At 72.7% G+C, this 20,974-nt stretch carries 18 protein-coding genes; 11 read left to right on the plus strand and 7 right to left on the minus strand.

Annotated elements, in window-relative coordinates; translation table 11 throughout:
* The first annotated feature begins 49 nt into the window (after positions 1-49).
* From ACYU8V_RS09665 to ACYU8V_RS09680, 4 genes are all read left to right on the plus strand, one after another.
* Positions 50-1,378 carry a DNA polymerase IV gene (locus ACYU8V_RS09665; RefSeq protein WP_460846957.1) on the plus strand — a complete coding sequence of 443 codons (1,329 nt, stop codon included), beginning with the start codon at positions 50-52 and terminating at the stop codon, positions 1,376-1,378.
* Between the two features lie 9 nt (positions 1,379-1,387).
* On the plus strand, positions 1,388-3,580 hold the full coding sequence (locus tag ACYU8V_RS09670) for a S9 family peptidase (protein WP_460846958.1): 2,193 nt from the start codon (positions 1,388-1,390) through the stop codon (positions 3,578-3,580).
* Positions 3,581-3,734: 154 nt separating this feature from the next.
* Entirely contained in the window at positions 3,735-4,679 is a 945-nt protein-coding gene (locus ACYU8V_RS09675) for a sigma-70 family RNA polymerase sigma factor (RefSeq protein WP_460846959.1), read from the plus strand.
* 93 nt (positions 4,680-4,772) lie between these two features.
* Entirely contained in the window at positions 4,773-5,177 is a 405-nt protein-coding gene (locus ACYU8V_RS09680; RefSeq protein ID WP_460846960.1) for a DUF1003 domain-containing protein, read from the plus strand.
* Here ACYU8V_RS09680 and coaE read toward each other — a convergent pair.
* A complete protein-coding gene (coaE, locus tag ACYU8V_RS09685; RefSeq protein ID WP_460846961.1) occupies positions 5,168-5,764 on the minus strand; it encodes a dephospho-CoA kinase in 597 nt (198 codons plus the stop codon). The genes ACYU8V_RS09680 and coaE overlap by 10 nt on opposite strands.
* A 29-nt stretch (positions 5,765-5,793) precedes the next feature.
* On the opposite strand from coaE, the gene ACYU8V_RS09690 reads away from it, so the two are divergent.
* Both ACYU8V_RS09690 and ACYU8V_RS09695 read left to right on the plus strand, forming a co-directional pair.
* The gene (locus ACYU8V_RS09690) at positions 5,794-7,017 is read left to right on the plus strand and encodes a class I adenylate-forming enzyme family protein (RefSeq protein ID WP_460846962.1); all 1,224 of its coding nucleotides are present in this window, start codon (positions 5,794-5,796) and stop codon (positions 7,015-7,017) included.
* Positions 7,018-7,033: 16 nt separating this feature from the next.
* On the plus strand, positions 7,034-7,936 hold the full coding sequence (locus ACYU8V_RS09695; RefSeq protein WP_460846963.1) for an oxidoreductase: 903 nt from the start codon (positions 7,034-7,036) through the stop codon (positions 7,934-7,936).
* Positions 7,937-7,942: 6 nt separating this feature from the next.
* Here ACYU8V_RS09695 and ACYU8V_RS09700 read toward each other — a convergent pair whose 3' ends face one another.
* Positions 7,943-8,887 (minus strand): helix-turn-helix domain-containing protein, encoded by a 945-nt coding sequence (locus ACYU8V_RS09700; RefSeq protein WP_460846964.1) that lies wholly within the window; start codon positions 8,885-8,887, stop codon positions 7,943-7,945.
* A gap of 93 nt (positions 8,888-8,980) precedes the next feature.
* On the opposite strand from ACYU8V_RS09700, the gene ACYU8V_RS09705 reads away from it, so the two are divergent.
* Both ACYU8V_RS09705 and ACYU8V_RS09710 read left to right on the plus strand, forming a co-directional pair.
* Entirely contained in the window at positions 8,981-9,103 is a 123-nt protein-coding gene (locus ACYU8V_RS09705) for a hypothetical protein (RefSeq protein WP_460846965.1), read from the plus strand.
* A 60-nt stretch (positions 9,104-9,163) separates the two neighbouring features.
* A complete protein-coding gene (locus ACYU8V_RS09710; RefSeq protein ID WP_460846966.1) occupies positions 9,164-11,401 on the plus strand; it encodes an ATP-binding protein in 2,238 nt (745 codons plus the stop codon).
* Between the two features lie 86 nt (positions 11,402-11,487).
* Here ACYU8V_RS09710 and rpsA read toward each other — a convergent pair whose 3' ends face one another.
* Positions 11,488-12,951 carry a 30S ribosomal protein S1 gene (gene rpsA / locus ACYU8V_RS09715; RefSeq protein WP_460846967.1) on the minus strand — a complete coding sequence of 488 codons (1,464 nt, stop codon included), beginning with the start codon at positions 12,949-12,951 and terminating at the stop codon, positions 11,488-11,490.
* Positions 12,952-13,074: 123 nt separating this feature from the next.
* On the opposite strand from rpsA, the gene ACYU8V_RS09720 reads away from it, so the two are divergent.
* The 3 genes from ACYU8V_RS09720 (at position 13,075) to ACYU8V_RS09730 (ending at position 17,538) form a co-directional block, all read left to right on the plus strand.
* Positions 13,075-13,932 (plus strand): class I SAM-dependent methyltransferase, encoded by an 858-nt coding sequence (locus ACYU8V_RS09720; protein ID WP_460846968.1) that lies wholly within the window; start codon positions 13,075-13,077, stop codon positions 13,930-13,932.
* A 192-nt stretch (positions 13,933-14,124) separates the two neighbouring features.
* Positions 14,125-16,521 (plus strand): binary toxin-like calcium binding domain-containing protein, encoded by a 2,397-nt coding sequence (locus ACYU8V_RS09725; RefSeq protein WP_460846969.1) that lies wholly within the window; start codon positions 14,125-14,127, stop codon positions 16,519-16,521.
* A gap of 87 nt (positions 16,522-16,608) precedes the next feature.
* Entirely contained in the window at positions 16,609-17,538 is a 930-nt protein-coding gene (locus ACYU8V_RS09730; protein WP_460846971.1) for a hypothetical protein, read from the plus strand.
* Positions 17,539-17,568: 30 nt separating this feature from the next.
* Here ACYU8V_RS09730 and ACYU8V_RS09735 read toward each other — a convergent pair whose 3' ends face one another.
* From ACYU8V_RS09735 to ACYU8V_RS09750, 4 genes are all read right to left on the minus strand, one after another.
* Positions 17,569-18,552 (minus strand): PorA family protein, encoded by a 984-nt coding sequence (locus ACYU8V_RS09735; protein WP_460846972.1) that lies wholly within the window; start codon positions 18,550-18,552, stop codon positions 17,569-17,571.
* A 5-nt stretch (positions 18,553-18,557) separates the two neighbouring features.
* Positions 18,558-19,817 (minus strand): glycosyltransferase, encoded by a 1,260-nt coding sequence (locus ACYU8V_RS09740; RefSeq protein ID WP_460846974.1) that lies wholly within the window; start codon positions 19,815-19,817, stop codon positions 18,558-18,560.
* Positions 19,814-20,719, minus strand: coding sequence for a glycosyltransferase (locus ACYU8V_RS09745; RefSeq protein WP_460846975.1), 906 nt, complete (start codon positions 20,717-20,719; stop codon positions 19,814-19,816). Before ACYU8V_RS09745 ends, ACYU8V_RS09740 begins: the two co-directional genes overlap by 4 nt.
* A 97-nt stretch (positions 20,720-20,816) precedes the next feature.
* Positions 20,817-20,948, minus strand: a complete 132-nt coding sequence (locus ACYU8V_RS09750) for a hypothetical protein (RefSeq protein WP_460846976.1) — start codon at positions 20,946-20,948, stop codon at positions 20,817-20,819.
* Between the last annotated feature and the right edge of the window lie 26 nt (positions 20,949-20,974).

Raw genomic sequence — 20,974 nt, forward strand, 5'->3', positions numbered from 1 at the left:
CCGGGCACCGTTAGGTTGAGCCGGTGCAGCAGGGCCCAGGTGACCGGAGGTGAGGAGCACCGCCTCGATCCTGCACCTCGACCTGGACGCGTTCTTCGCCGCCGTCGAGCAGCGCGACAAGCCCTCGTTGCGCGGCAAGCCGGTCGTCGTGGGCGGCACCGGCGGCCGCGGAGTGGTCTCGACGGCGTCCTACGAGGCGCGCGTCTACGGCGTCCGCTCGGCCATGTCCACCCGCGAGGCCCGTGCGCTCTGCCCGCACGCCGCCTACCTCACCGGTCGGTTCCACGCCTACCGCGAGGCGAGCCGGATCGTCATGGGCATCCTGCGCGCGCACTCGCCGCTGGTCGAGCCGCTCTCGCTCGACGAGGCGTTCGTGGACCTCGCCGCCGCCGACCTCCCCGACCTGGAGACGCCCACCGTCACCGCCTTCGCCGAGCGGCTGCGCGCCGAGGTGCACGACGCCACGGGCGGCCTGACCGCCTCGGTCGGCCTGGCCAGCTCGAAGTTCCTCGCCAAGATCGCGAGCGACCTCGACAAGCCCGACGGGCTGTACGTGATCGCCCCCGGCACCGAGCAGGAGACGCTGCGGCCGATGCAGGTCTCGGTGATCCCGGGGGTCGGCCCGGCGACCGTGGAGCGACTCAAGCGGATCGGGGTGCGCACGGTCGCCGACCTGGAGCGGCTCAGCGAGGACGAGCTGGTCCGGGTGTTGGGTCAGGCCCACGGCCGCGGGCTCTACCTGCTCGCGCGCGCCCGCGACGATCGCCGCGTGGAGCCCGAGCGCGAGACCAAGTCGGTCAGCGTGGAGGGCACCTACGAGACCGACGTGATCGACCGGGCCGTGATGGCGGCGATCGTCACGCGCCAGGCCGCGCAGGTCGCCAAGCGCCTCGAGGCCAACGGCCTGTCCGGACGCACCATCACGCTCAAGGTCCGGCTCTACGACTTCACCACGCTCACCCGCTCCAGCACCCTCGACGGCCCCACCGACGACGCCGGCGTGATCACCCGCGTCGCCAAGCGGCTGCTCACCGAGCTCGATCCGGTCGGCGGCGTACGCCTGCTCGGTGTCGGCGTCTCGGGGCTCGCCGACTGGGTCCAGGACGAGCTGTTCGACGACGGCCCGGGGATCTCCGAGGCGGAGCCCGTCGAGGAGGTCGCGCTCCCCGACGAGCGCAGCGCCGGCTACCGGCCCGGCATGGACGTCGAGCACGACGAGCGGGGCCGGGGCTGGGTCTGGGGCGCCGGCAAGGGGGTCGTCACGGTGCGGTTCGAGACCGCCGAGACGGGCCCCGGCCCGGTCCGCTCGTACGCCGAGGACGACCCCGCCCTGCACCGCTGGCAGCCCCCGGCCGAGGAGCCACCGGAGACCGACTAGCGTCGGAGCATGTCCGACGTACAGCCGCCGACCACCCCACCGATCACCCCGCCGATCGCCGAGCGCCGCCCGGTCACGACGACCCACCACGGCCACGAGCGGACCGACGAGTACGACTGGCTGCGCGACAAGGACGACCCGGCGGTGCTGGCCTACCTCGAGGCCGAGAACGCCTACACCGAGACCCGGACCGCGCACCTCTCCGACCTGCGCAAGCAGGTCTTCGAGGAGATCAGGGCGCGCACCCTGGAGACCGACCTCAGCCTGCCCAGCCGGGTGCGTTGCTACTGGTACTACGGCCGCTCCTTCGAGGGCCGTCAGTACGGCGCGACGTACCGCGTCCCGGTCGCCGACGAGGACGACTGGACTCCCCCGCAGCCCGCCGAGGCGGCCAAGCCGGATGAGCCGGCGCTGCCCGGCGAGGAGCTGCTGCTCGACCTCGACGCCCTGGCCGAGGGCCACGAGTTCTTCTCCCTGGGCGGCTCGGCGATCAGCCCGGACGACAAGCTGCTGGCCTACGCCACCGACGTGGTCGGCGACGAGCGCTACACGGTCCGCGTGCTCGACCTGACCAGCCGCGACCTGCTCGACGACGAGCTCACCGACGTCCTCGGCGGCGTGACGTGGGGGTCCACGGCGAGCCACTTCTACTACACGACCGTCGACGACACCTGGCGCCCGGACAAGGTCTGGCGCCACCGTCTCGGCACCACCCAGGCCGAGGACGAGCTGGTCTTCCACGAGCCCGACGCGCGCTTCTACGTCGGCGTGGGGCGCACCCGCAGCCGCAAGTACGTGGTCATCGCGGCCGGCTCGAAGACGACGAGCGAGTACCACCTGCTCGACGCGGCCGACGCCGACGCGCGCCCGCAGTGCTTCGCGGAGCGCTCCGAGGGCGTCGAGTACTCCCTGGACCACGCCGTCATCGGCGGGCAGGACCGGTTCCTGGTGCTGCACAACGCGGCGGGCCCGGAGTTCGAGCTCGGGATCGCCGCCGGCGTACCCACGCCGCGGGAGGGGTGGCTCCCCCTGCTCCCCCATGACGACGCCGTGCGGCTCGAGGACGTCGACGCGTTCGCGGGACACCTCGTCGTCTCCCAGCGCAGCGAGGGCCGCACCCGGATCCGCGTGCTGACGCTCTCCGACGACCCCGACGCCCCGGTGGCGAACGACGAGCTGCTCGAGTTCGGCAGCGAGCTCGCCACCGTCGGCCTGGGCGGCAACCCGTCCTTCGAGGCGCCGACGATCCGGGTCGGGATGACCAGCCTGAGCCACCCGTCCTCGGTCTACGACCACGACCTGAGGACCGGCGAGCAGTTCCTGCGCAAGCAGACCCCCGTCCTCGGCGGCTACGACGCCGACGACTACGAGGAGCACCGGCTCTGGGCACCCTCGACCGGCGGCGTCGAGGTGCCGATCTCGCTGATCGTGCGGCGCGACGCCCGCGCGACCGGTGAGCCCCTGCCGCTCCTGCTGTACGGCTACGGCTCCTACGAGGCCTCGATCGACCCCTACTTCTCGGTCGGGCGGCTGTCCCTGCTCGACCGCGGCGCGGCCTTCGCCATCGCCCACATCCGCGGTGGCGGGGAGATGGGCCGGCACTGGTACGACGACGGCAAGCTCGAGCACAAGCAGCACACCTTCGACGACTTCATCGCCTGCGCCCGCTACCTCGCGGACCAGGGCTGGACCACCCCGGACCGCCTCGTCGCCCAGGGCGGCAGCGCCGGCGGCCTGCTGATGGGCGCGGTGGCCAACCAGGCCCCCGACGCCTTCGGCGGCATCGTCGCCGAGGTGCCGTTCGTGGACGCGCTGACCTCGATGCTCGACTCGACGCTCCCCCTCACCATCGGCGAGTACGACGAGTGGGGCAACCCCGAGGCCGACCCGGTCGCCTACGAGCGGATCGCCGGGTACGCGCCGTACGACAACGTCGCCGACCTCCCCTACCCGCCGATCCTCGCCGAGACCAGCCTCAACGACACCCGGGTGCTCTACGTGGAGCCGGCGAAGTGGGTGGCGCGGCTGCGCGCCGTCGCGCCGGAGGCCGACGTGCTGCTGCGGACCGAGATGGCCGCCGGTCACGGGGGCGTCTCGGGCCGCTACCGCGCCTGGGAGGACCTGGCGTTCACCCTCGCCTGGGTCCTGGACCGCATGCGCCTCTCGGGCACGGGTACCTCGACGCCTGGCGGCGGTTCATAAGAAGACGCTGAGAGTACTCACCCTCGGCAACTTTTGCCGGACCGTCGCACGTCTTTACCGGTGTAGGCCGTCGCCGGGACGGGAATCCGCACTCCGGTCTCGGCGTTGGACCAGGTAGCACCCGGCGATCCCGGGTCGGCGAAGGAGGGCCCCAATGACCGCAATCAGGACTCGCGAGATCGAAGGACGGGACAGCGTCGGGCTGTACCTCGACGAGATCGCGCGCACCCCGCTGCTGGACGCCGCCCGTGAGGTGGAGCTGGCCAAGACCATCGAGGCGGGCCTGTACGCCGAGGACCTGCTCGCCAAGGGCACCTACGGCCGCCGCAAGGGAGCGCCCGGGTCTGCCCCGACCAAGGAGGAGCTGGAGTGGCTGGCCGAGGAGGGCCAGCGCGCCACCACCGAGTTCATCAACGCCAACCTGCGGCTGGTCGTCTCGATCGCACGCAAGTACGGCCGGGCGCAGATGCCGATGCTGGACCTGATCCAGGAGGGCAACACCGGCCTGATCCGCGCGGTCGAGAAGTTCGACTACGCGAAGGGCTACAAGTTCTCGACGTACGCCACCTGGTGGGTGCGCCAGGCGATCACCCGCGGCATCGCGCAGCAGGCACGCGTCGTACGGCTGCCCGTGCACGTGGTCGAGGAGCTCAACCAGGTCGGCTCGGCCCGGCGGACGCTGGAGCGCCAGCTCGGCCGCAGCCCCGAGCCCGAGGAGATCGCCGCCGAGCTCGGCATGGACCTCGAGCGGGTGCTGGACCTGATGACCTGGGGTCGCGAGCACGTCAGCCTCGACTCCCCGCTCGACGAGGACGGCGACACCTCGCTCGGTGACCTGCTCGCGCAGGAGACCTCGCCCGGCCCGGACCTGACCGTCATCGACGCCGACGCGCGCGACCGGCTCAACCAGCTGGTCGAGCAGCTCGACCCGCGGGCCGCCGACATCATCCGGGCCCGTTACGGCCTGGTCGACGGGCGCCAGCACAAGCTCGCCGACATCGGCCGCAAGCACGGCATCTCCGCCGAGCGCGTCCGGCAGCTCGAGCGGGAGGCGCTGCAGAAGCTGCGCCGGCTCGGGGACCCCGACCTCGCGGCCTGAGCGACCGCCACGTCAGAAGACCTCCGTCTCCCCCACAGGCGGAGGTCTTCTGACGTCCGGCGCGCGACCGGCCGCGCGTGCCACCATCGGGCCATGAGCACCGTGCCCGCCGCCCAGTCCTCGCGCCGCCACCCGGGCGTCGCCGCCTACCTCGAGACGCGCGCTGCGAGCGTGCAGAACCGGGTCGCCGACGCGATCACGGCCTTCGCCGGTTCGATGATGTTCGTCTACGTCCACGTGGTCGGGTTCGCGGCCTGGATGCTGCTGGCCGAGAGCAGCCCGTGGCCGACCCTGACGCTGGTGGTGTCACTGGAGGCCATCTTCCTGTCGACCTTCGTGATGATCGGGCAGAACCGGCAGGCCGGCCTGGCCAAGGCGAAGGCCGATCACGACTACACCGCCCAGGAGCTCGAGCTGCGCACCAACACCGAGCTCACGCGGGAGATCCACCGGCTGACCACCGAGCTGCACAGCAGGCTGGTCACCGATCAGGGCTGATCGGCCACGATCGCGTCGTACACCTCGTGGACGCGGGCGCGGAGCTCCTCCAGCGTCCCCGTGTTCTCGATCAGGTACGTCGCCACCGCGCGACGCTGCTCGCGGCTGGCCTGCGCGGCCATCCGCGCGCGGGCGTCGTCCTCCCCCATCCCCCGATCGCGCAGCATCCGCTCGACCTGGTGGTCCTCGTGGGCGTCGACCACGATCACCGCGTCGAACTCGTCGGCGCGGCCCGACTCGACCAGGAGCGGGATGTCGTGCACGACGACACCCGCGTCGGCGGCGGCCTCGCGCTCGACGTACAGCTCGAAGATGCGGGGGTGGGTGATCGCCTCCAGCTGCTTGAGCCGGTCGGGGTCGGCGAAGACGATGGCGCCGAGCTTGGGCCGGTCCAGGTCGCCCTCCGGCGTGAGCACCCCGGGCCCGAAGGCCTCGACCACCTCGGCCAGGCCGGGCGTGCCGCGCGCGACGACCTCACGGGCCAGCTTGTCGCCGTCGATGACGACCGCACCCAGCTCCTCGAGGATCGCCGAGACCGTGCTCTTGCCCGACGCGATGCCGCCGGTGAGTCCCACCCGTACCGTCACGGCCGCGATCCTACGGACACAATGGGGCCGTGACTCCCCTGCGTCCCGGCGACCGCGTGGCGCTGCTGGTGCCGGGCTCGCTCGCCTACCTCGACGCGGTGCACCGGCTGCTGACCGCGGGCATCGTGCCGATCCCCCTCGACCCGCGGCTGACCGCCCCGGAGCGCGCTCGCATCCTGTCCGGTCTCGACCCCGCGCTCGAGGTGACCGACGACGACGCCCTCGCCGAGCTGCTCGCGACCCTCCCCGCTCCGGGTCTCCCGCTGGCCCGCCCGATGCACTGCACGAGCGGCACGACCGGCACGCCGAAGGGCGTGTGGTCGGGCCTGCTGTCCCAGCAGGACGCCGAGGCGCTGGTCGCCGAGGAGCGCGACCTGTGGGGCTTCGCCGCCGACGACGTCAACCTGGTCCTCAGCCCGCTGTACCACTCCGCGCCCCTCCGCTTCGCCCTCGGTACGACGCTCGCCGGCGGACGCGTCGTCATCCCGGGCCCCTTCGACCCGGCCCTGATCACGGCGGCCATCGAGGAGCACCGGCCGACCACGATGTTCTGCGTCCCCACCCACCTGCAGCGCCTCTTCGCGCACTGGGACGAGCACGGGTGGCCGGACCTGACCTGCTTCCGGCTGGTCGCCCACGCCGGAGCACCCTGCCCCACCGACGTCAAGCGTCGCCTCATCGACGCCTTCCCGCCCGGCTCCACCTGGGAGTTCTACGGCTCGACCGAGGGCCAGTTCACGGCGTGCCGCAGCGAGGAGTGGCTCGAGCGACCGGGCACGGTGGGCCGCGCGCGGCCGGGCCGCTCGCTGCGGATCGACGACGGCCGGATCTGGTGCACGGTGCCGGACTACGCGCGGTTCAGCTACTTCAACGATCCCGACAAGACCGCGGCCGCCTGGCGCGGGGACGCCTTCACGGTCGGCGACGCGGGCCGGCTCGACGCCGACGGCTACCTCTTCCTCGACGGCCGCCGAGAGGACCTGATCATCAGCGGCGGCGTGAACGTCTACCCGACCGAGGTGGAGCAGGTCCTCGGCGAGTGCCCGGGCGTCACCGACATCGCGGTGTACGCCGCCGACGACCCCCAGTGGGGCCAGCGCGTGTGCGCCGCGGTGGTCGGCACCGTCGCCGAGGCCGACCTGGCGGCGTACGCCCGCGAGCACCTGGCCCCGCCGAAGCGGCCCAAGACCTACACGTTCCGAGCCGAGCTCCCGCGCACGCTGACAGGGAAGGTACGCCGCAGCGAGCTGTAGCCACTAGCCTCCGAGCATGACCCGCTCCTGGACCGCAGCGCAGCTCACCGACCAGTCCGGCAAGGTCGCCGTCGTCACCGGGGGCAACTCCGGCATCGGACTGCACACCGCGCGCGAGCTCGCCGCCCACGGCGCTCGGGTCGTCATCGCGTGCCGCAACCTCGAGTCCGGCCGGGAGGCCGCCGCGAGGATGAGCGGCGACGTGACCGTCGAGGAGCTCGACCTCGCCTCGCTGGCCTCGGTCGCCGCGTTCGCCCAGCGCTGGCAGGGCCCGCTGGACCTGCTGGTCAACAACGCGGGCGTGATGAACCCGCCGGCGTACCGCACGACCGCGGACGGGCACGAGCTGATGTTCGGCACCAACCACCTCGGCCACTTCGCGCTCACCGGCCGGCTGCTGCCCGCGCTCCTGGGAAGCCCCGCGCCGCGCGTGGTCACCGTCTCCTCGCTCGCCCACTTCGGCGGCACCGACAAGGTGCTCGAGGCCAACCCGGAGGCCGGCTACGTGCCCGAGCCGTACTACGGCAACAGCAAGCTCGCCAACCTGCTGTTCGCCGCCGAGCTGCAGCGCCGCGCGACCGCGGCCGGCTCGCCGCTGGTCTCCACCGCGGCACACCCCGGCATCTCGGCCACCGGCCTGGTCGGCGACCCCAACGGCATGGGCGCCAACCGGCTGGTGCGCACGGCGGCGCCGTACGTCATGCCGCTGCTGTTCCAGTCCGCCGCACGCGGAGCCGACCCCAGCCTGTACGCCGCCACCGAGGGCGCCCCCGGCTCCTACACCGGCCCGCTGCAGTTCCGCCAGACCCGCGGCCGGATCGGCGAGGCCCGGCGGAGCCGCTTCGCGCGCGACGAGGAGCTGGCCGGCAAGCTGTGGACGCTCAGCGAGGAGAAGACCGGGGTCTCGCTCGCCCTCTGACCCGGCTCAGCAGGCGAACTGGCGCCGGTAGGCCTGCGGGCTGACCCCGCGCACCCGCGAGAAGTGGTGCCGCAGGGTCGCCGCGTTGCCGAAGCCGACCTCGCTGGCGATCCTGTCGACCGACGCGTCGCTGCGCTCGAGCAGCTCCTCGGCGGCCGCGACCCGCTGCCGGGTGATCCAGGCGTGCGGCGTCGTGCCGGTCTCCGCACGGAAGCGGCGCGCGAAGGTCCGCGGCGACATCAGCGACCGGCGGGCCAGGGCCTCGACGCCGAGCTCCTCGCCCAGGTTGGCGCTGATCCAGTCCAGCAGCGGGCCGAGCGTCTCGGCGTCGCTCTCGGCGACCGGGCGCGCGATGTACTGCGCCTGCCCGCCGTCGCGCTGCGGCGGCACGACCATCCGCCGGGCGATGGTGCTGGCCACGGCGGCGCCGTACTCCTGGCGCCAGATGTGCAGCGAGGCGTCCAGCCCCGCGGCGGTGCCGGCGCTGGTGACGACCTGGCCGGCGTCGACGTACAGGACCTCGGGCACCACCTTGGCCTCGGGGAAGCGGGTGGACAGCTCGTCGGTGTACATCCAGTGGGTGGTGCACTCGATGCCGTCCAGCAGGCCGGCCCAGCCGAGCGTGAACGCTCCCGAGCAGTAGGTGAGCAGGCGGGCGCCCCGGTCGTGTGCCGCCTGCAGCGCCTCGATCACCGGCGTCGGTACGTCGGGACCGCGCCCCATCGCGGGGACGACGACCAGGTCGGCCTCGGCGACCCGCCCCAGGTCGTGCTCGGCGACGAGCTGGAACGCCATGGAGGTGCGCACCACCCCGGCCTTCGGCGCGCAGACCGCGAAGTCGAGGTTCGGCACCCCGTCGCGGCTGCGGTCCAGACCGAACCCCTCGCAGGCCACCCCGAACTCGAACGGGTTCGCCCCGTCGTAGACCACCACGGCCACATTGGTCAGCACCTCGCCACCCTCACACGGATGTGGCAGCAAATCAATGCACCGCGGCATTCCTGCCACTCGTGGCAGAAAGATCATGAGCGCATGATTACTGCCATGAGCATCGTCGCACTGATCATCGCGCTCCCCGTCCTCACGGCCCTCGGCCGGCTCCTCACCCGATGGGTGCGGGCCGACAGCCTCCACCCCCGGCCCCCGACCCCCACGTGGTTCGACTGAGCCCCTCCCGCCGCCGCGGACCCGATCCGTCACGGAAGTGACAGGTGACACAATCGCGCCATGCGGCGCGATCGGGCAGCGATGGAGTCTCACGACAACCTGGTGGGACGCTCGACCGACGCGGCGCAGGCGCAGGGCCTGCTGGGCGGCACCCGCCTGCTGACCCTCACCGGTCCCGGTGGCGTCGGCAAGACCAGCCTCGCGCGGCGGGTGCGCTCCGACGTCGCCCGCGCGTTCGCCGACGGCGCCCACTTCGTCGATCTCGACGAGTTGCGCGACCCGAGCCTGCTGGCGGCCACCGTCGCGGCGGCGGTGGGCCTGCAGCTGGCCGGTGGATCCGACGCCGTGCCCGCCCTGCACGGCTATGTCCGCGGACGCCACCTGCTCCTGGTCCTCGACAACTGCGAGCACCTCGTCGACGATGTGGCGCCGCTGGTCGGCGACCTCCTCGCCGAGGGGCCCGGGGTGAAGATCCTCGCGACCAGCCGCCGCTCGCTGGGCGTGCCCGGAGAGCAGATCATGGACGTCCCGCCGCTGGCGGTCGACGATGCCGTCCGGCTGTTCGTCGAGCGCGCCCGCGCCGCGGTCCCGGACCTTCCCGTCGACGACGCCCAGCTGCACGACATCGCGCGGGTCTGCGAGCGTCTCGACGGGCTGCCGCTGGCCATCGAGCTCGCCGCCGCGCGGGTCCGGGTCCTCTCCCCGGGACAGATCGCCGAGCGGCTGGACCGCGGCCTCGACCTGCTCGCCGGCGGATCGCGGCTGCTGCCGGCGCGGCAGCAGACCATGCGGGCCGCCATCGACCAGAGCTTCGAGCAGTGCACCGAGCTGGAGCGCACGGTGTGGGCACGCGCCTCGGTGTTCGTGGGCTCCTTCGACCTCGACGCGGCCGAGGGCGTGTGCGCGGGCGACGGATGCGAGGTCGCCGACGTACTGCCCGCCCTGGACGGCCTGATCGACAAGTCCATCCTGGTCCGCGAGGACCGGGCCGGCCGGGTGCGGTTCCGGCTGCTCGAGCCGCTGCGCGAGTACGGCCAGGAGGTCCTGGAGCAGGCGGGGCTCGAGGACGCGACCGCCCGCCGGCACCGGGACTGGTACGACGAGCTCGCCACCCGCGCCGACGCCGGCTGGCTCAGCGCCGACCAGATCGCGTGGCTGCACCGGCTCGACGCGGAGTACCCGAACCTCCGCTCCGCGCTCGGCTGGTCCATCGCGAGCTCCGGCGAGCCCGACCGCAGCCTCGCGCTGGCGGTGAGGCTGCACGAGTACCTGTGCATGCGGGGCGATCCGCGCGAGGCCCGGCTGTGGATCGAGCGGGCGCTGGCGACCTGCCCGCCGGACCTTCCCGGCCGTGCCCGGGCCATCGCCACCTGCGGCTTCGCGGCGGTGTTCCACGCCGACCCCGATCTCGGCCTGCTGCGCGCCGCCGACGCCGAGGCGCTGGGCGATCCCGACGCGGCGCCGTACATCGACCACGTCCGGGCGTTCGCGGGTCTCCTGCAGCTCCGCCCGGAGGCGGTCCGGTTCGCCCGATCGGCCGTCGAGAGCCACCTCGCGCGCGGCGACGAGCGGCACGCGATGCACCCGATGTTCCTGCTCGGCGTGCTGGAGGCGCTCAGCGGCGATCCGGAGGCAGGACGGGCGACCCTGCTCCGGATGGGGCGGCAGGTGCCACCCGGCGACGTGCACTACCTGGCGATGGCCCGCTTCGGCCAGGCCGTGGTCGAGGCGTGGTTCTTCGGCGATGCCGATGCGGCCGAGGGCCCCGCGCTCGAGGCGGTGCGGCTGGACGCCAAGAGCTCGAGCCGGCTCGGCCTCGCCCACCACCTGGATCCGGTGGCGTGGGTGGCGGTCCGGCGCGGGCAGCACGAGCGCGCGGCGACGCTGTTCGGAGCGTCGGCCCGGTTGTGGGAGTCGTGCGGCTCCTCGCCCGAGGTGGGGCTCCCCGCCACCCACGAGCACTTCGTCGCGGAGACGCGGGCGGCGCTCGGCGATCGCGCGTACGACGCCCACCACGCCGCCGGCCGCGCCATGGACACCGGCCAGGCCGTCGCCTATGCGCTGGGCGAGGCCGATCCGGTGCCGGCGGCGGAGCTCGCCACCCTCACCCGTCGCGAGTCCGAGGTGGCCGAGCTCGTGGCCGAGGGGCTCACCAACCGCGAGATCGCCGAGCGCCTCGTCATCGCGCCGCGCACCGCCGACACCCACGTGCAGAACATCCTGCTCAAGCTCGGGTTCGGCAACCGCACCCAGGTCGCCACCTGGGTCCGTGGGCAGCAGGGCGCCTCCCGGCCCTAGTGCGGCCGGGAAGCACACGACCGCGGTGCCCCCGGAGGGACACCGCGGTCGCGATGTGATCGTGCCGAGGCTGGCGCCTCAGGGGATCACTGGCCCCCGGTGAGCTTCTCGCGGAGCGCCTGCAGCGCCTCGTCGGAAGCCAGCGAGCCCGCGTTGTCCTCGGTCTCGGAGGAGTACGACGACGCCTCGCCGGCCTCGGCGGCCGCGACCTTGGCCTCGGCCTGCTGCTTGACGTGGGCCTCCCAGCGGGCGTGCGCCTTGGCGTACTGGTCCTCCCAGGTCGCGCGCTGCTCGTCGTAGCCCTCGAGCCACTCGCCGGTCTCGGCGTCGAAGCCCTCGGGGTAGAGGTAGTTGCCCTGGTCGTCGTAGCTGGCCGGCATGCCGTACAGCGTCGGGTCGAACTCCTCGACGTCGACGGCCGCGGTGGTCTCGTTGGCCTGCTTGAGCGACAGCGAGATCCGGCGACGCTCGAGGTCGATGTCGATGATCTTGACCATGACGTCGTCGTTGACCTGGACGACCTGCTCCGGGATCTCCACGTGGCGCTCGGCCAGCTCGGAGATGTGCACCAGGCCCTCGATGCCCTCCTCGACCCGCACGAACGAGCCGAAGGGAACGAGCTTGGTGACCTTGCCGGGGACGATCTGGCCGATCTGGTGGGTCCGCGCGAAGTGCTGCCACGGGTCCTCCTGGGTCGCCTTCAGCGACAGGGAGACGCGCTCGCGGTCCATGTCCACGTCGAGGACCTCGACGGTGACCTCGTCACCGACGGTGACGACCTCGGACGGGTGGTCGATGTGCTTCCACGACAGCTCGGAGACGTGGACCAGGCCGTCGACGCCGCCGAGGTCCACGAACGCACCGAAGTTGACGATCGAGGAGACGACGCCCTTGCGGATCTGGCCCTTCTGGAGCTGGGTCAGGAAGCCGTGGCGAACCTCGGACTGGGTCTGCTCGAGCCAGGCGCGGCGGGACAGGACCACGTTGTTGCGGTTCTTGTCCAGCTCGATGATCTTGGCCTCGAGGGTCTGGCCGACGTAGGGCTGCAGGTCGCGGACGCGACGCATCTCGACCAGCGACGCGGGCAGGAAGCCGCGCAGGCCGATGTCCAGGATCAGGCCGCCCTTGACGACCTCGATGACGGTGCCCTCGACGACGCCGTCAGCCTCCTTGACCTCCTCGATCGTGCCCCAGGCGCGCTCGTACTGCGCACGCTTCTTGGACAGGATCAGACGGCCTTCCTTGTCCTCCTTCTGGAGGACGAGGGCCTCGACCTTGTCGCCCACGGAAACGACCTCGGAGGGGTCGACGTCGTGCTTGATGGACAGCTCGCGCGAGGGGATGACGCCCTCGGTCTTGTAGCCGATGTCGAGGAGGACCTCGTCGCGGTCCACCTTGACGATGGTGCCGTCGACGATGTCGCCGTCGTTGAAGTACTTGATCGTCGCGTCGATCGCGGCGAGGAAGTCAGCCTCGGAGCCGATGTCGTTGACGGCCACCTGGGGCGCGTCGTCGTTGTAGCCGAGGGGAGTCGAGAGGAGGCTCGTCATGAGTAGGGATAGATCCTTGGGCGGTCAGAAGTAGGCGGTGCGTGCCTACGGGTGCAGACACAATTGTCAAGAGTACGCGGGCGCAGGTGCGCAGGTCCAACCGGCGACCTCTACGCTGACCCCGTGCAGGAATGGCCGCATCCCCCGGTGACGGCCCATCGTCGCAGCGCGAGCGAGACGGAGTCCCGGCTGGCGAACGGTGCGGACTGGGATCGGTACGCCGACGAGTACCAGGCGACGCACGGCGAGTACCTCGGCGACATCGGCTTCCTGTGGGGCCCCGAGGGGCTCACCGAGGCCGAGGCGGGCGTCCTCGGACCGGTCGCGGAGCTGGCCGGCAAGCGGGTGCTCGAGGTCGGCTCGGGTGCCGGGCAGTGCTCGCGCTGGCTGCGCTCGGTCGGCGCCGAGGCCTACGGCCTGGACCTCTCCCACCGCCAGCTGCAGCACTCGCGGCGCATCGACGAGTCGACCGGCGTCGTCGTACCGAGCGTGCGCGGGACCGCCACCGCGCTCCCCTTCGCCGACGACTCCTTCGACGTCGTCTTCTGCGCGTTCGGGGCGCTGCAGTTCGTCGCCGACATCGACCGGGCGGTCGGCGAGGCGGCCCGGGTGCTGCGCCCGGGCGGACGGTTCGCGTTCTCCATCACCCACCCGACGCGCTGGATGTTCCCCGACGACCCCACCGCCGAGGGCCTGCTGGCCTCCCAGTCCTACTGGGACCGGACCCCCTACGTCGAGGTCGACGACGAGACCGGCGCGACGTCGTACGTCGAGCACCACCGCACCCTCGGCGACTGGATCGATCTCCTGGCCGGTGCCGGCTTCCGGATCACCCGGCTGCTCGAGCCGCAGTGGCCCGAGGGCAACGACCGGCTCTGGGGCGGCTGGTCGCGGGAGCGGGGCGTGCTCACGCCCGGGACCGCGATCTTCGCCGCCGACCACGATCCGCCCGGCCGGCCCGATCGACGTGGTCATTCATGACCATGCCACGGAGGACGAACGACCCGATTTCGGTCCGATAGGCCCCGTGCGGGCAGACGATCCGGCATTGCCCGTACCAAGATGACGATGCACCCGTTGGTGCGCCCTGGGGAGGGAACGTCGCTCGGGCCGCGTCTGCATCGACTGCATGCCTTCTCCCACCAAGAGAACTCGGATGAGGGAGAAACACGAATGTCCACGCGTCAACGCGCTCGGGTCTCACGGCCACGTGCGCTCACGCTGACCGGCACCGCTCTGGTGACGGCCGCCGGCCTCACGCTGGCCGCCTCCGGGTCCGCCCAGGCCCAGCCGCTTCCGGCGCCGTACGACGGGCTCGCCCACGGCGACCTGGTCAGCCTCAACCTCAGCGCCCCTGCGCTCGGCCTGAGCGTCGCGGGTGCGGCGATCGGCCACTCGAAGGCCACCGTCGACTCCACGCTGGCGAGCAACAACTCCCGCGCCGAGTCCTCCAACGTCGACGCGAACCTGCTCGGCGGCCTGGCCCTGCCGGTCGACACCGCCGCGGCCACCGCGCCGCCGAAGTCCGACCCGGCCGCGCGCACCCTGCTTCCCGTCGACCTCGGCGCCCTCGCCAACGTCGGTGTCATCAGCGGCGACGAGTACGCCGACTACGGCAGCAGCACCACCTGCCCGACGGCGAACGGCTCGGGCGACCGCGTCTACTCCGACGCGTTGACCACCCTGGCCGGCGTGACCCTGCTCAGCGAGCCTGTCGTCGGCACCGTGGCGAGCATCGGCGCCTCCAGCCAGCGCGCCACGACCAAGGTCGACGCGGCCGGCGACGTCGTCTCGACCCTCACCACGAACGTGGCCCCGATCTCGCTGCTCGGCGGCGCGGTGACGGTCAAGGTCTCCAGCCCGGTCGTCCTCAAGGCCACCTCCGGCGGCACCACCGGCAGCGCCGGGTTCCAGGACCCGCCGACGGTGACCGTGACGGTGAACGGCAACAACATCAACGTGCCCCTCAACGGCCAGCCGCTGAGCATCAGCCTGCCGCTCGCGCTCGCCCCGGTCGCCGACCTGAAGGTCACCGCCTTCTCCCCCACCGACCAGAGCTCCGGCGCGCACGCCGAGGCGGACCTGCAGGAGCTGGTGCGGATCCAGCTGAACGTGGCGTCCCTGCTCGGCAGCCCGCTGGTCGCCCTCGACCTCGGCCTCGCGCCGATGCACGTCACCGCGGACGCCCCCACCGGCGGCGTCGAGTGCGTGCCGTCGACCACCAAGGACACCGACGGCGACGGGCTCACCGACGCCCAGGAGGCCCAGCTCGGCACCAACCCGAACAACCCCGACACCGACGGTGACGGCCTGACCGACGGCCAGGAGGTCACCACCTACGGCACCGACCCGCTCAAGGCGGACACCGACGGCGACGGCATCAACGACGGCGACGAGGTCTCGGGCATCCAGAACTCGTCGTACAGCGGCGCACCGACCGATCCGCTGAACGCGGACAGCGACGGCGACGGCCTCACCGACGGCCAGGAGATCACCACCTACGGCACCGACCCGAACAACGCCGACACCGACGGTGGCGGCGCCCAGGACGGCGCCGAGGTCCTGGTCGACCACACCGACCCGCTCAACCCGGCGGACGACGTGACGACCGACAGCGACGGCGACGGGCTGACCGACTCGCAGGAGCAGGTCCTCGGCACGGACCCGCACAACCCGGACACCGACGGCGACGGGCTGAGCGACGGCACCGAGGTCACCACGACCCACACCGACCCGACCAAGGCCGACACCGACGGCGACGGCCTCAGCGACGGCTACGAGGTCAACACCTCGCACACCGACCCGACCAAGGCCGACACCGACGGTGGCGGCGTGGACGACGGCACCGAGGTCGCCGCGGGAACCGACCCGAACAACGCGGCCGACGACGCCACGGTGGACTCCGACGGCGACGGCCTCACCGACCTGCAGGAGGCCCAGCTCGGCACCGACCCGACCAAGGCGGACACCGACGGCGACGGCCTCAGCGACGGCTACGAGGTGAACACCTCGCACACCGACCCGACCGTGCGCGACACCGACGGCGACGGGCTCTCGGACGGCAAGGAGGTGCACGGCCCGAGCTCGGCGTACCCCACCTGCCACAGCAACCCGCTGAAGAAGGACACCGACGGCGACGGCCTCACCGACGGAACCGAGGTCAACGGCGTCACCCTGCGGCAGAGGGTCTTCACCGGCCGCGGCGCCTCGACGACGAGCCACCGCATCGGCCGGGTGCACACCAACCCGTGCCGCAAGGACACCGACGGCGACGGCCTCTCCGACAGCCGCGAGGTCCGGGGCGCGAAGATCAAGACCCTGGTCATCCGGGCCAAGAAGTACGGCGGCAACTACGTGATCGGGTTCCGTACGTCGGACCCGACCCGCAAGGACACCGACCGCGACGGCCTGAACGACAAGCAGGAGTTCACCGGCAGCGCCAACAAGAGGTTCCGCTCGCGGGCCTCGGACCCCGACCGAGCCGACACCGACTTCGGTGGCGCGAACGACGGCACGGAGGCCCTCAAGCGGCACACCGACCCGACCGACTTCATGAACGGTCACGCGTAGACATATCGACCGATCTGCGGGGCACCGGCGCACGCCGGTGCCCCGCAGTCTCTTCTCCTGCGGCGCTCTCTCCCTAGAGTTCGGGGCATGGGAGCGGAGCGTGGCTGGGTCGCCGACGACAGCATCGGCTGGCGCATCCTGCTCACCGCCGAGCTCGCGCCCGCCGTCGACCGCGCCGCGCTCGCGGCCCTGCAGCGGCGGCTGACCGAGCCTGACCCGCGCCCGGTGCTGGTCGAGACGACCGTCGGTGCCGTCGTGATCTCGGCGCACCACTCCGCCACCGACGGGCTGGGGCTGCTCGAGCTCCTCGAGCGCGCGGGGCACGGCCCGGCGCGATCGGCCGCCCGCGGTATCGGCGACACGACCGCCCGTGGACTCGGAGCGGGGATCGGGCGCCGGCTGGCCGAGGTGGCGCTGCACCCGCCCGCCCTGCCCGTGCCGCCGGTCCGGACCCGGCGCAGCGGCGACGTCCTGGTCACCGCCGAGGTCGCCGGAGCGATCACCCCCGCCGCCCTGGTGTACGCCGGGGCGCAGGCCGTCCGCGACTGGCAGTCGACCCGCGGCGCCGGTGCCCGGCACGTCGCGGTCGCGGTGGGGGCCAGCCGCGGCGCCCGCCCGCCGGGTGCCGAGCCGGCCGATGACAGCGTGCTGCTGCGGCTGCGCGACGTGGAGCTGCTGGACGCCGACGGCGTGGCCGCTGCGTTGCGTGCGGCCGTGCCGGAGGCGAGCCCGGCGGCCGCGGGTCGCTCACGCGTCGCCCGCGCCGCGCTGGGGCTCGGGCTGCGGGCGCTCCGTGGCCGCCTGGGCTCGACCCTGCTGGTCTCCCACCTCGGCGAGGTGACCGCACCGGCCGTGGAGCGACTGGCCTTCCACCCGGTCACCGCGGGCGGCTCCGGCATCTCGCTGGGCGCGGTCGGGCATGCCGGCCGCACGACCCTCACACTGCGGGCGCGCGCGACCCGGTGGGACGACGATGGCCTCGAGCAGCTGCTCGAGGCCATCGTCCAGCGGCTGTGAGATCGCGCCGCGGCCGGATGGGGGTGGTCCTCAGACCCCGACCAGCGGACGATCCGAGCCGTGGTCCTGGTCGGCGCCCCGCGACGCGGACGCGGGCCGGGTCAGGAACAGCCCGAGACCGAGGAGGGCGAGGCCGAGCAGCAGGCCCAGCACGGGGATCCAGGTCCGCGCGCCGGCGAGCCACATGACCTTGCTGGAGAGCATGTCGACCTCCTTCTGGACCTGGGCGTCGGTGTAGGAGACGGTCCCGTCGAAGGCGGGGACGGTCGTGCCGGCGTACTCCAGCTCCTGGGTGCGCACCTCGACCCGCTGCACCGGCGTACCGGTCGCGGGCTCGATGTAGAGGGTGCGGACCATGCCGTAGGTCATCGCGGCGTTCACCGAGGGCGCCTTGGACCCGAAGACCGAGCCCGGGACCTGCTCGTGCGAGATGACCCGCGGCGCGATGGTCTGCACGAACTTGTAGACCGACATGCCCTTGATCGACGTGGTGCCCTCGTAGGTGGCGGTCGTCGCGGCGCGCAGCGTGTCGTCCCAGTTCTGGTAGTCGTGCTTGCCGGTGTTGAACGGGAACTTGTAGGTCTGCCCGCTGAACACGACCGTGTCCTCGGGGCCCTCCGTCGACTGGATCCAGGAACCGCACGCGGCGCAGTCCACGCCGACGCCGCTCACCGAGTCGAACGGGATCCGCTCCTGGGACTGCTGGAAGATCGTGCCGTCGGCGCGACGGACGGTCGTGTTGTTGTTCCAGACCGACACGCCCTCGGGGAGCTTCACCTTGCCGGTGTCGTCGGCGACGGTGTGGGCCGTGATGGTCAGGTCCGTCGTCTGGGGCGCCAGGACGTCGGGGTCGGTGTTGAACACCTGCGCCCCCTTCGCCTCCAGCAGGGTCGTCTCGTCGTAGCTGGGGGGAACGGTGGCGAGCGTGGGATAGGCGTAGAAGCGGATCAGGCCCGCTGCCACGACCAGGAACACGCCCAGGCCGACCAGTGCCGTGCCGATGGTGCGACGCATGGTGGTCACCTCTCTGCGGTTGCCGCGCGCGTCGCGCGGGGTCGGTTCGAGGCCGCGGGTGCGGCGCTCAGGATCTCGGTGGTCCACATCCGGGCGTTCTCCCGCATCTGCGACCAGTCGAACTTCTCGGCCCAGGACTGGCAGGCCGCCGTCCGGTGGGCCCGTACGCCGAGGGAGTCGGTGCCGTCGAGGGCCTCGGCCAGCTGCTCGGCGATCCGGCGGCGGACCACGTCCGGTGCGCCGTCGGCCACCAGCCAGCCGGTCTCCCCCGGCCGGATGGAGTCGCGCAGACCGGGGACGTTGCGGGCGATGGTGGGCACGCCCCAGCCGGCCGCCTCGATCACCGACTGGCCCCAGCCCTCGGCGTCGGAGGCGCACACGTGCAGCGACGCACGGGCGAGCAGCCGTCCCTTGACCTCGTCGCTCACGTAGCCGTGGAACGTGACCCGGTCGGCGATGCCGAGCTCGCGCGCGAGCCGCTCGAGATGCAGCTGCTCCGGGCCGCGGCCGATCACGTCGAGGTGGAGGGCGCGGCGCCGGGCCTCGGGCAGCCCGGGCAGGTCGAGGACGTCGCGCAGCGCGCCCAGCACGACGTCGACGCGCTTGTGGGTCACCAGCCGGCCGAGCACGACGATCCGGTCGGGGTCCTTGCCCGCGGCGTCGACGAGCTCGGTGGACGGCACGTCCGCGCCGTTCTCCAGCAGGCCGATCGGGGTGCGCCAGTCCAGCTGCTCGCGCATCTCGACCCGGGTCGAGTGCGAGACCGCGACGGTGCGGCGGTGCCGGTAGACGCGGCGCATCACGACCCGCTCCATCCACTGGCCCACCAGGGACAGCGGGTAGCGGAAGTGGGTGGCGAACTGCTGCTGGTGGACGTGGTGCACCACCAGGAGCACCGGCCGGCTGCGCGGCACGAACAGCGGTGCGTACGCCGGGATGCTGCCGGCCAGGTCGATCACCGCGTCGACCCGCCAGCGGTGCAGCAGCAGCCACCCGGCGGCGTACACGAAGAAGGTGAGGAGGCCGCCGCCGCGGCGTACCTCGATGCCGTCGCGCTCCAGGCTCCGGGCCTGGCCCGGCTCCCGCGCGGTCAGGTAGGTGACGTGGGCGCCGCCGTCGCGGAGGGCCACGGCGTACTGCCATGCGTAGATCTCGGCGCCGCCCGCGGCCGAGTGGTCGGTGTCGCGCCAGTTGACGACCACGACCCTCTTCCCGGCGAGCTTCCCGGCGGGCTTCCCGGACGGCTGCCCGGACAGTGAGGTCATGACGCGTCCCCCCGCGCCTCGGGCGCGGTCGCGCGGTGGGTCGCGATCATGGCGACGAGCAAGGCCGGCAGGGCCGCGGAGGAGGGCAGCGGCATCGGGTTCCGCCGCCCCTGGTTCCTCGACGCGACCCTGCCGGGGCTGGCTTCCTCGACCCCTGCCTGGGGGGTGGCGGCGATCGCACGGGTGCGCCAGGCGATCGCGGCGAGGTCGAGGAAGGATCGGGCGCCGTGCCGCAGGGGCACGAACGTGGAGCCGGGCACGTCGACCCAGCTCACCGGGATCTCGACGATCCGGGCGCCGGTGCGGTCCAGGAGGACCAGCAGCTCGACGTCGAAGGAGAAGCCGCGGGTGACCAGTCGCCGGGCGGCGTCGCGCGCCACGCCGGCGCGCATCAGCTTGAAGCCGCACTGGGTGTCGGCGACGCCGGGAAGGAGCCGCCGGGCCAGCCGGCGGTAGCAGGCCGCGCCGCGCGAGCGCGTGCGGCAGTGCCGGACCTCGGTGTCGCTGCCGGGCAGGCGCCGCGAGCCGATCACGACGTCCGCGCCGCTGCGCACCCGGGCGACGGCACCGGCGAACGCGTCCAGGTCGGTCGCGCCGTCGGCGTCCATGAAGCAGACCAGGTCCCCGACGCCGCTCGCCGTCCCCTCGGTGGCCGACAGCAGGCCGGCACGCACCGCGGCACCCTTGCCCCGGACCGGGCAGGCGATGACGCGGATCGGCAGCGCGGAGCTGTCCAGCGCGCGGGCGACCTCGGCGGTGCGGTCGTCGCTGGCGTTGTCGACGACGGTCACCTCGACCCGGCCGAGGTGCCGGCGGTGGTCGGTGACATAGCGGCGCAGGGCACGCAGGGTGCGCGGCAGGCGCAGCTCCTCGTTGTACGCCGGAATGACGATGTGCAGCATCGGACCCTCCCAAGCCGTCTGCCACGTCCGCGGCCACCCCTCCCAAGGTGGATCGGACGGATGATGCACGGCTCCCGAGCGGCCGCGCCCTACGCGATCAGCTGTCTCCGTAGGACCTCAGCGTGTTCGATGCGACGGGGGTCTGGTCGGGCTGGGCGATGTGGACGCCGCTGACCAGTGCGGCCAGGGCCGCGAGCGCTCCCACGAGCGCAGCGATGAATCGGTTCATAGAGGTCCCCTCCCAAAGACCAGGAT

The sequence above is a fragment of the Nocardioides ultimimeridianus genome (assembly GCF_054777895.1).

Excerpts from the sequence above, each read along its gene's own strand:
- ACYU8V_RS09750 (WP_460846976.1), bottom strand. The coding sequence starts at position 20,948 with ATGAACCGATTCATCGCTGCGCTCGTGGGAGCGCTCGCGGCCCTGGCC.
- ACYU8V_RS09675 (WP_460846959.1), top strand. The coding sequence starts at position 3,735 with ATGACCGCAATCAGGACTCGCGAGATCGAAGGACGGGACAGCGTCGGG.
- ACYU8V_RS09710 (WP_460846966.1), top strand. The coding sequence starts at position 9,164 with ATGCGGCGCGATCGGGCAGCGATGGAGTCTCACGACAACCTGGTGGGA.
- ACYU8V_RS09730 (WP_460846971.1), top strand. The coding sequence starts at position 16,609 with ATGGGAGCGGAGCGTGGCTGGGTCGCCGACGACAGCATCGGCTGGCGC.
- ACYU8V_RS09740 (WP_460846974.1), bottom strand. The coding sequence starts at position 19,817 with ATGACCTCACTGTCCGGGCAGCCGTCCGGGAAGCCCGCCGGGAAGCTC.
- ACYU8V_RS09695 (WP_460846963.1), top strand. The coding sequence starts at position 7,034 with ATGACCCGCTCCTGGACCGCAGCGCAGCTCACCGACCAGTCCGGCAAG.
- rpsA (WP_460846967.1), bottom strand. The coding sequence starts at position 12,951 with ATGACGAGCCTCCTCTCGACTCCCCTCGGCTACAACGACGACGCGCCC.
- ACYU8V_RS09745 (WP_460846975.1), bottom strand. The coding sequence starts at position 20,719 with ATGCTGCACATCGTCATTCCGGCGTACAACGAGGAGCTGCGCCTGCCG.
- ACYU8V_RS09735 (WP_460846972.1), bottom strand. The coding sequence starts at position 18,552 with ATGCGTCGCACCATCGGCACGGCACTGGTCGGCCTGGGCGTGTTCCTG.
- ACYU8V_RS09725 (WP_460846969.1), top strand. The coding sequence starts at position 14,125 with ATGTCCACGCGTCAACGCGCTCGGGTCTCACGGCCACGTGCGCTCACG.
- ACYU8V_RS09670 (WP_460846958.1), top strand. The coding sequence starts at position 1,388 with ATGTCCGACGTACAGCCGCCGACCACCCCACCGATCACCCCGCCGATC.
- ACYU8V_RS09705 (WP_460846965.1), top strand. The coding sequence starts at position 8,981 with ATGAGCATCGTCGCACTGATCATCGCGCTCCCCGTCCTCACGGCCCTC.
- ACYU8V_RS09680 (WP_460846960.1), top strand. The coding sequence starts at position 4,773 with ATGAGCACCGTGCCCGCCGCCCAGTCCTCGCGCCGCCACCCGGGCGTC.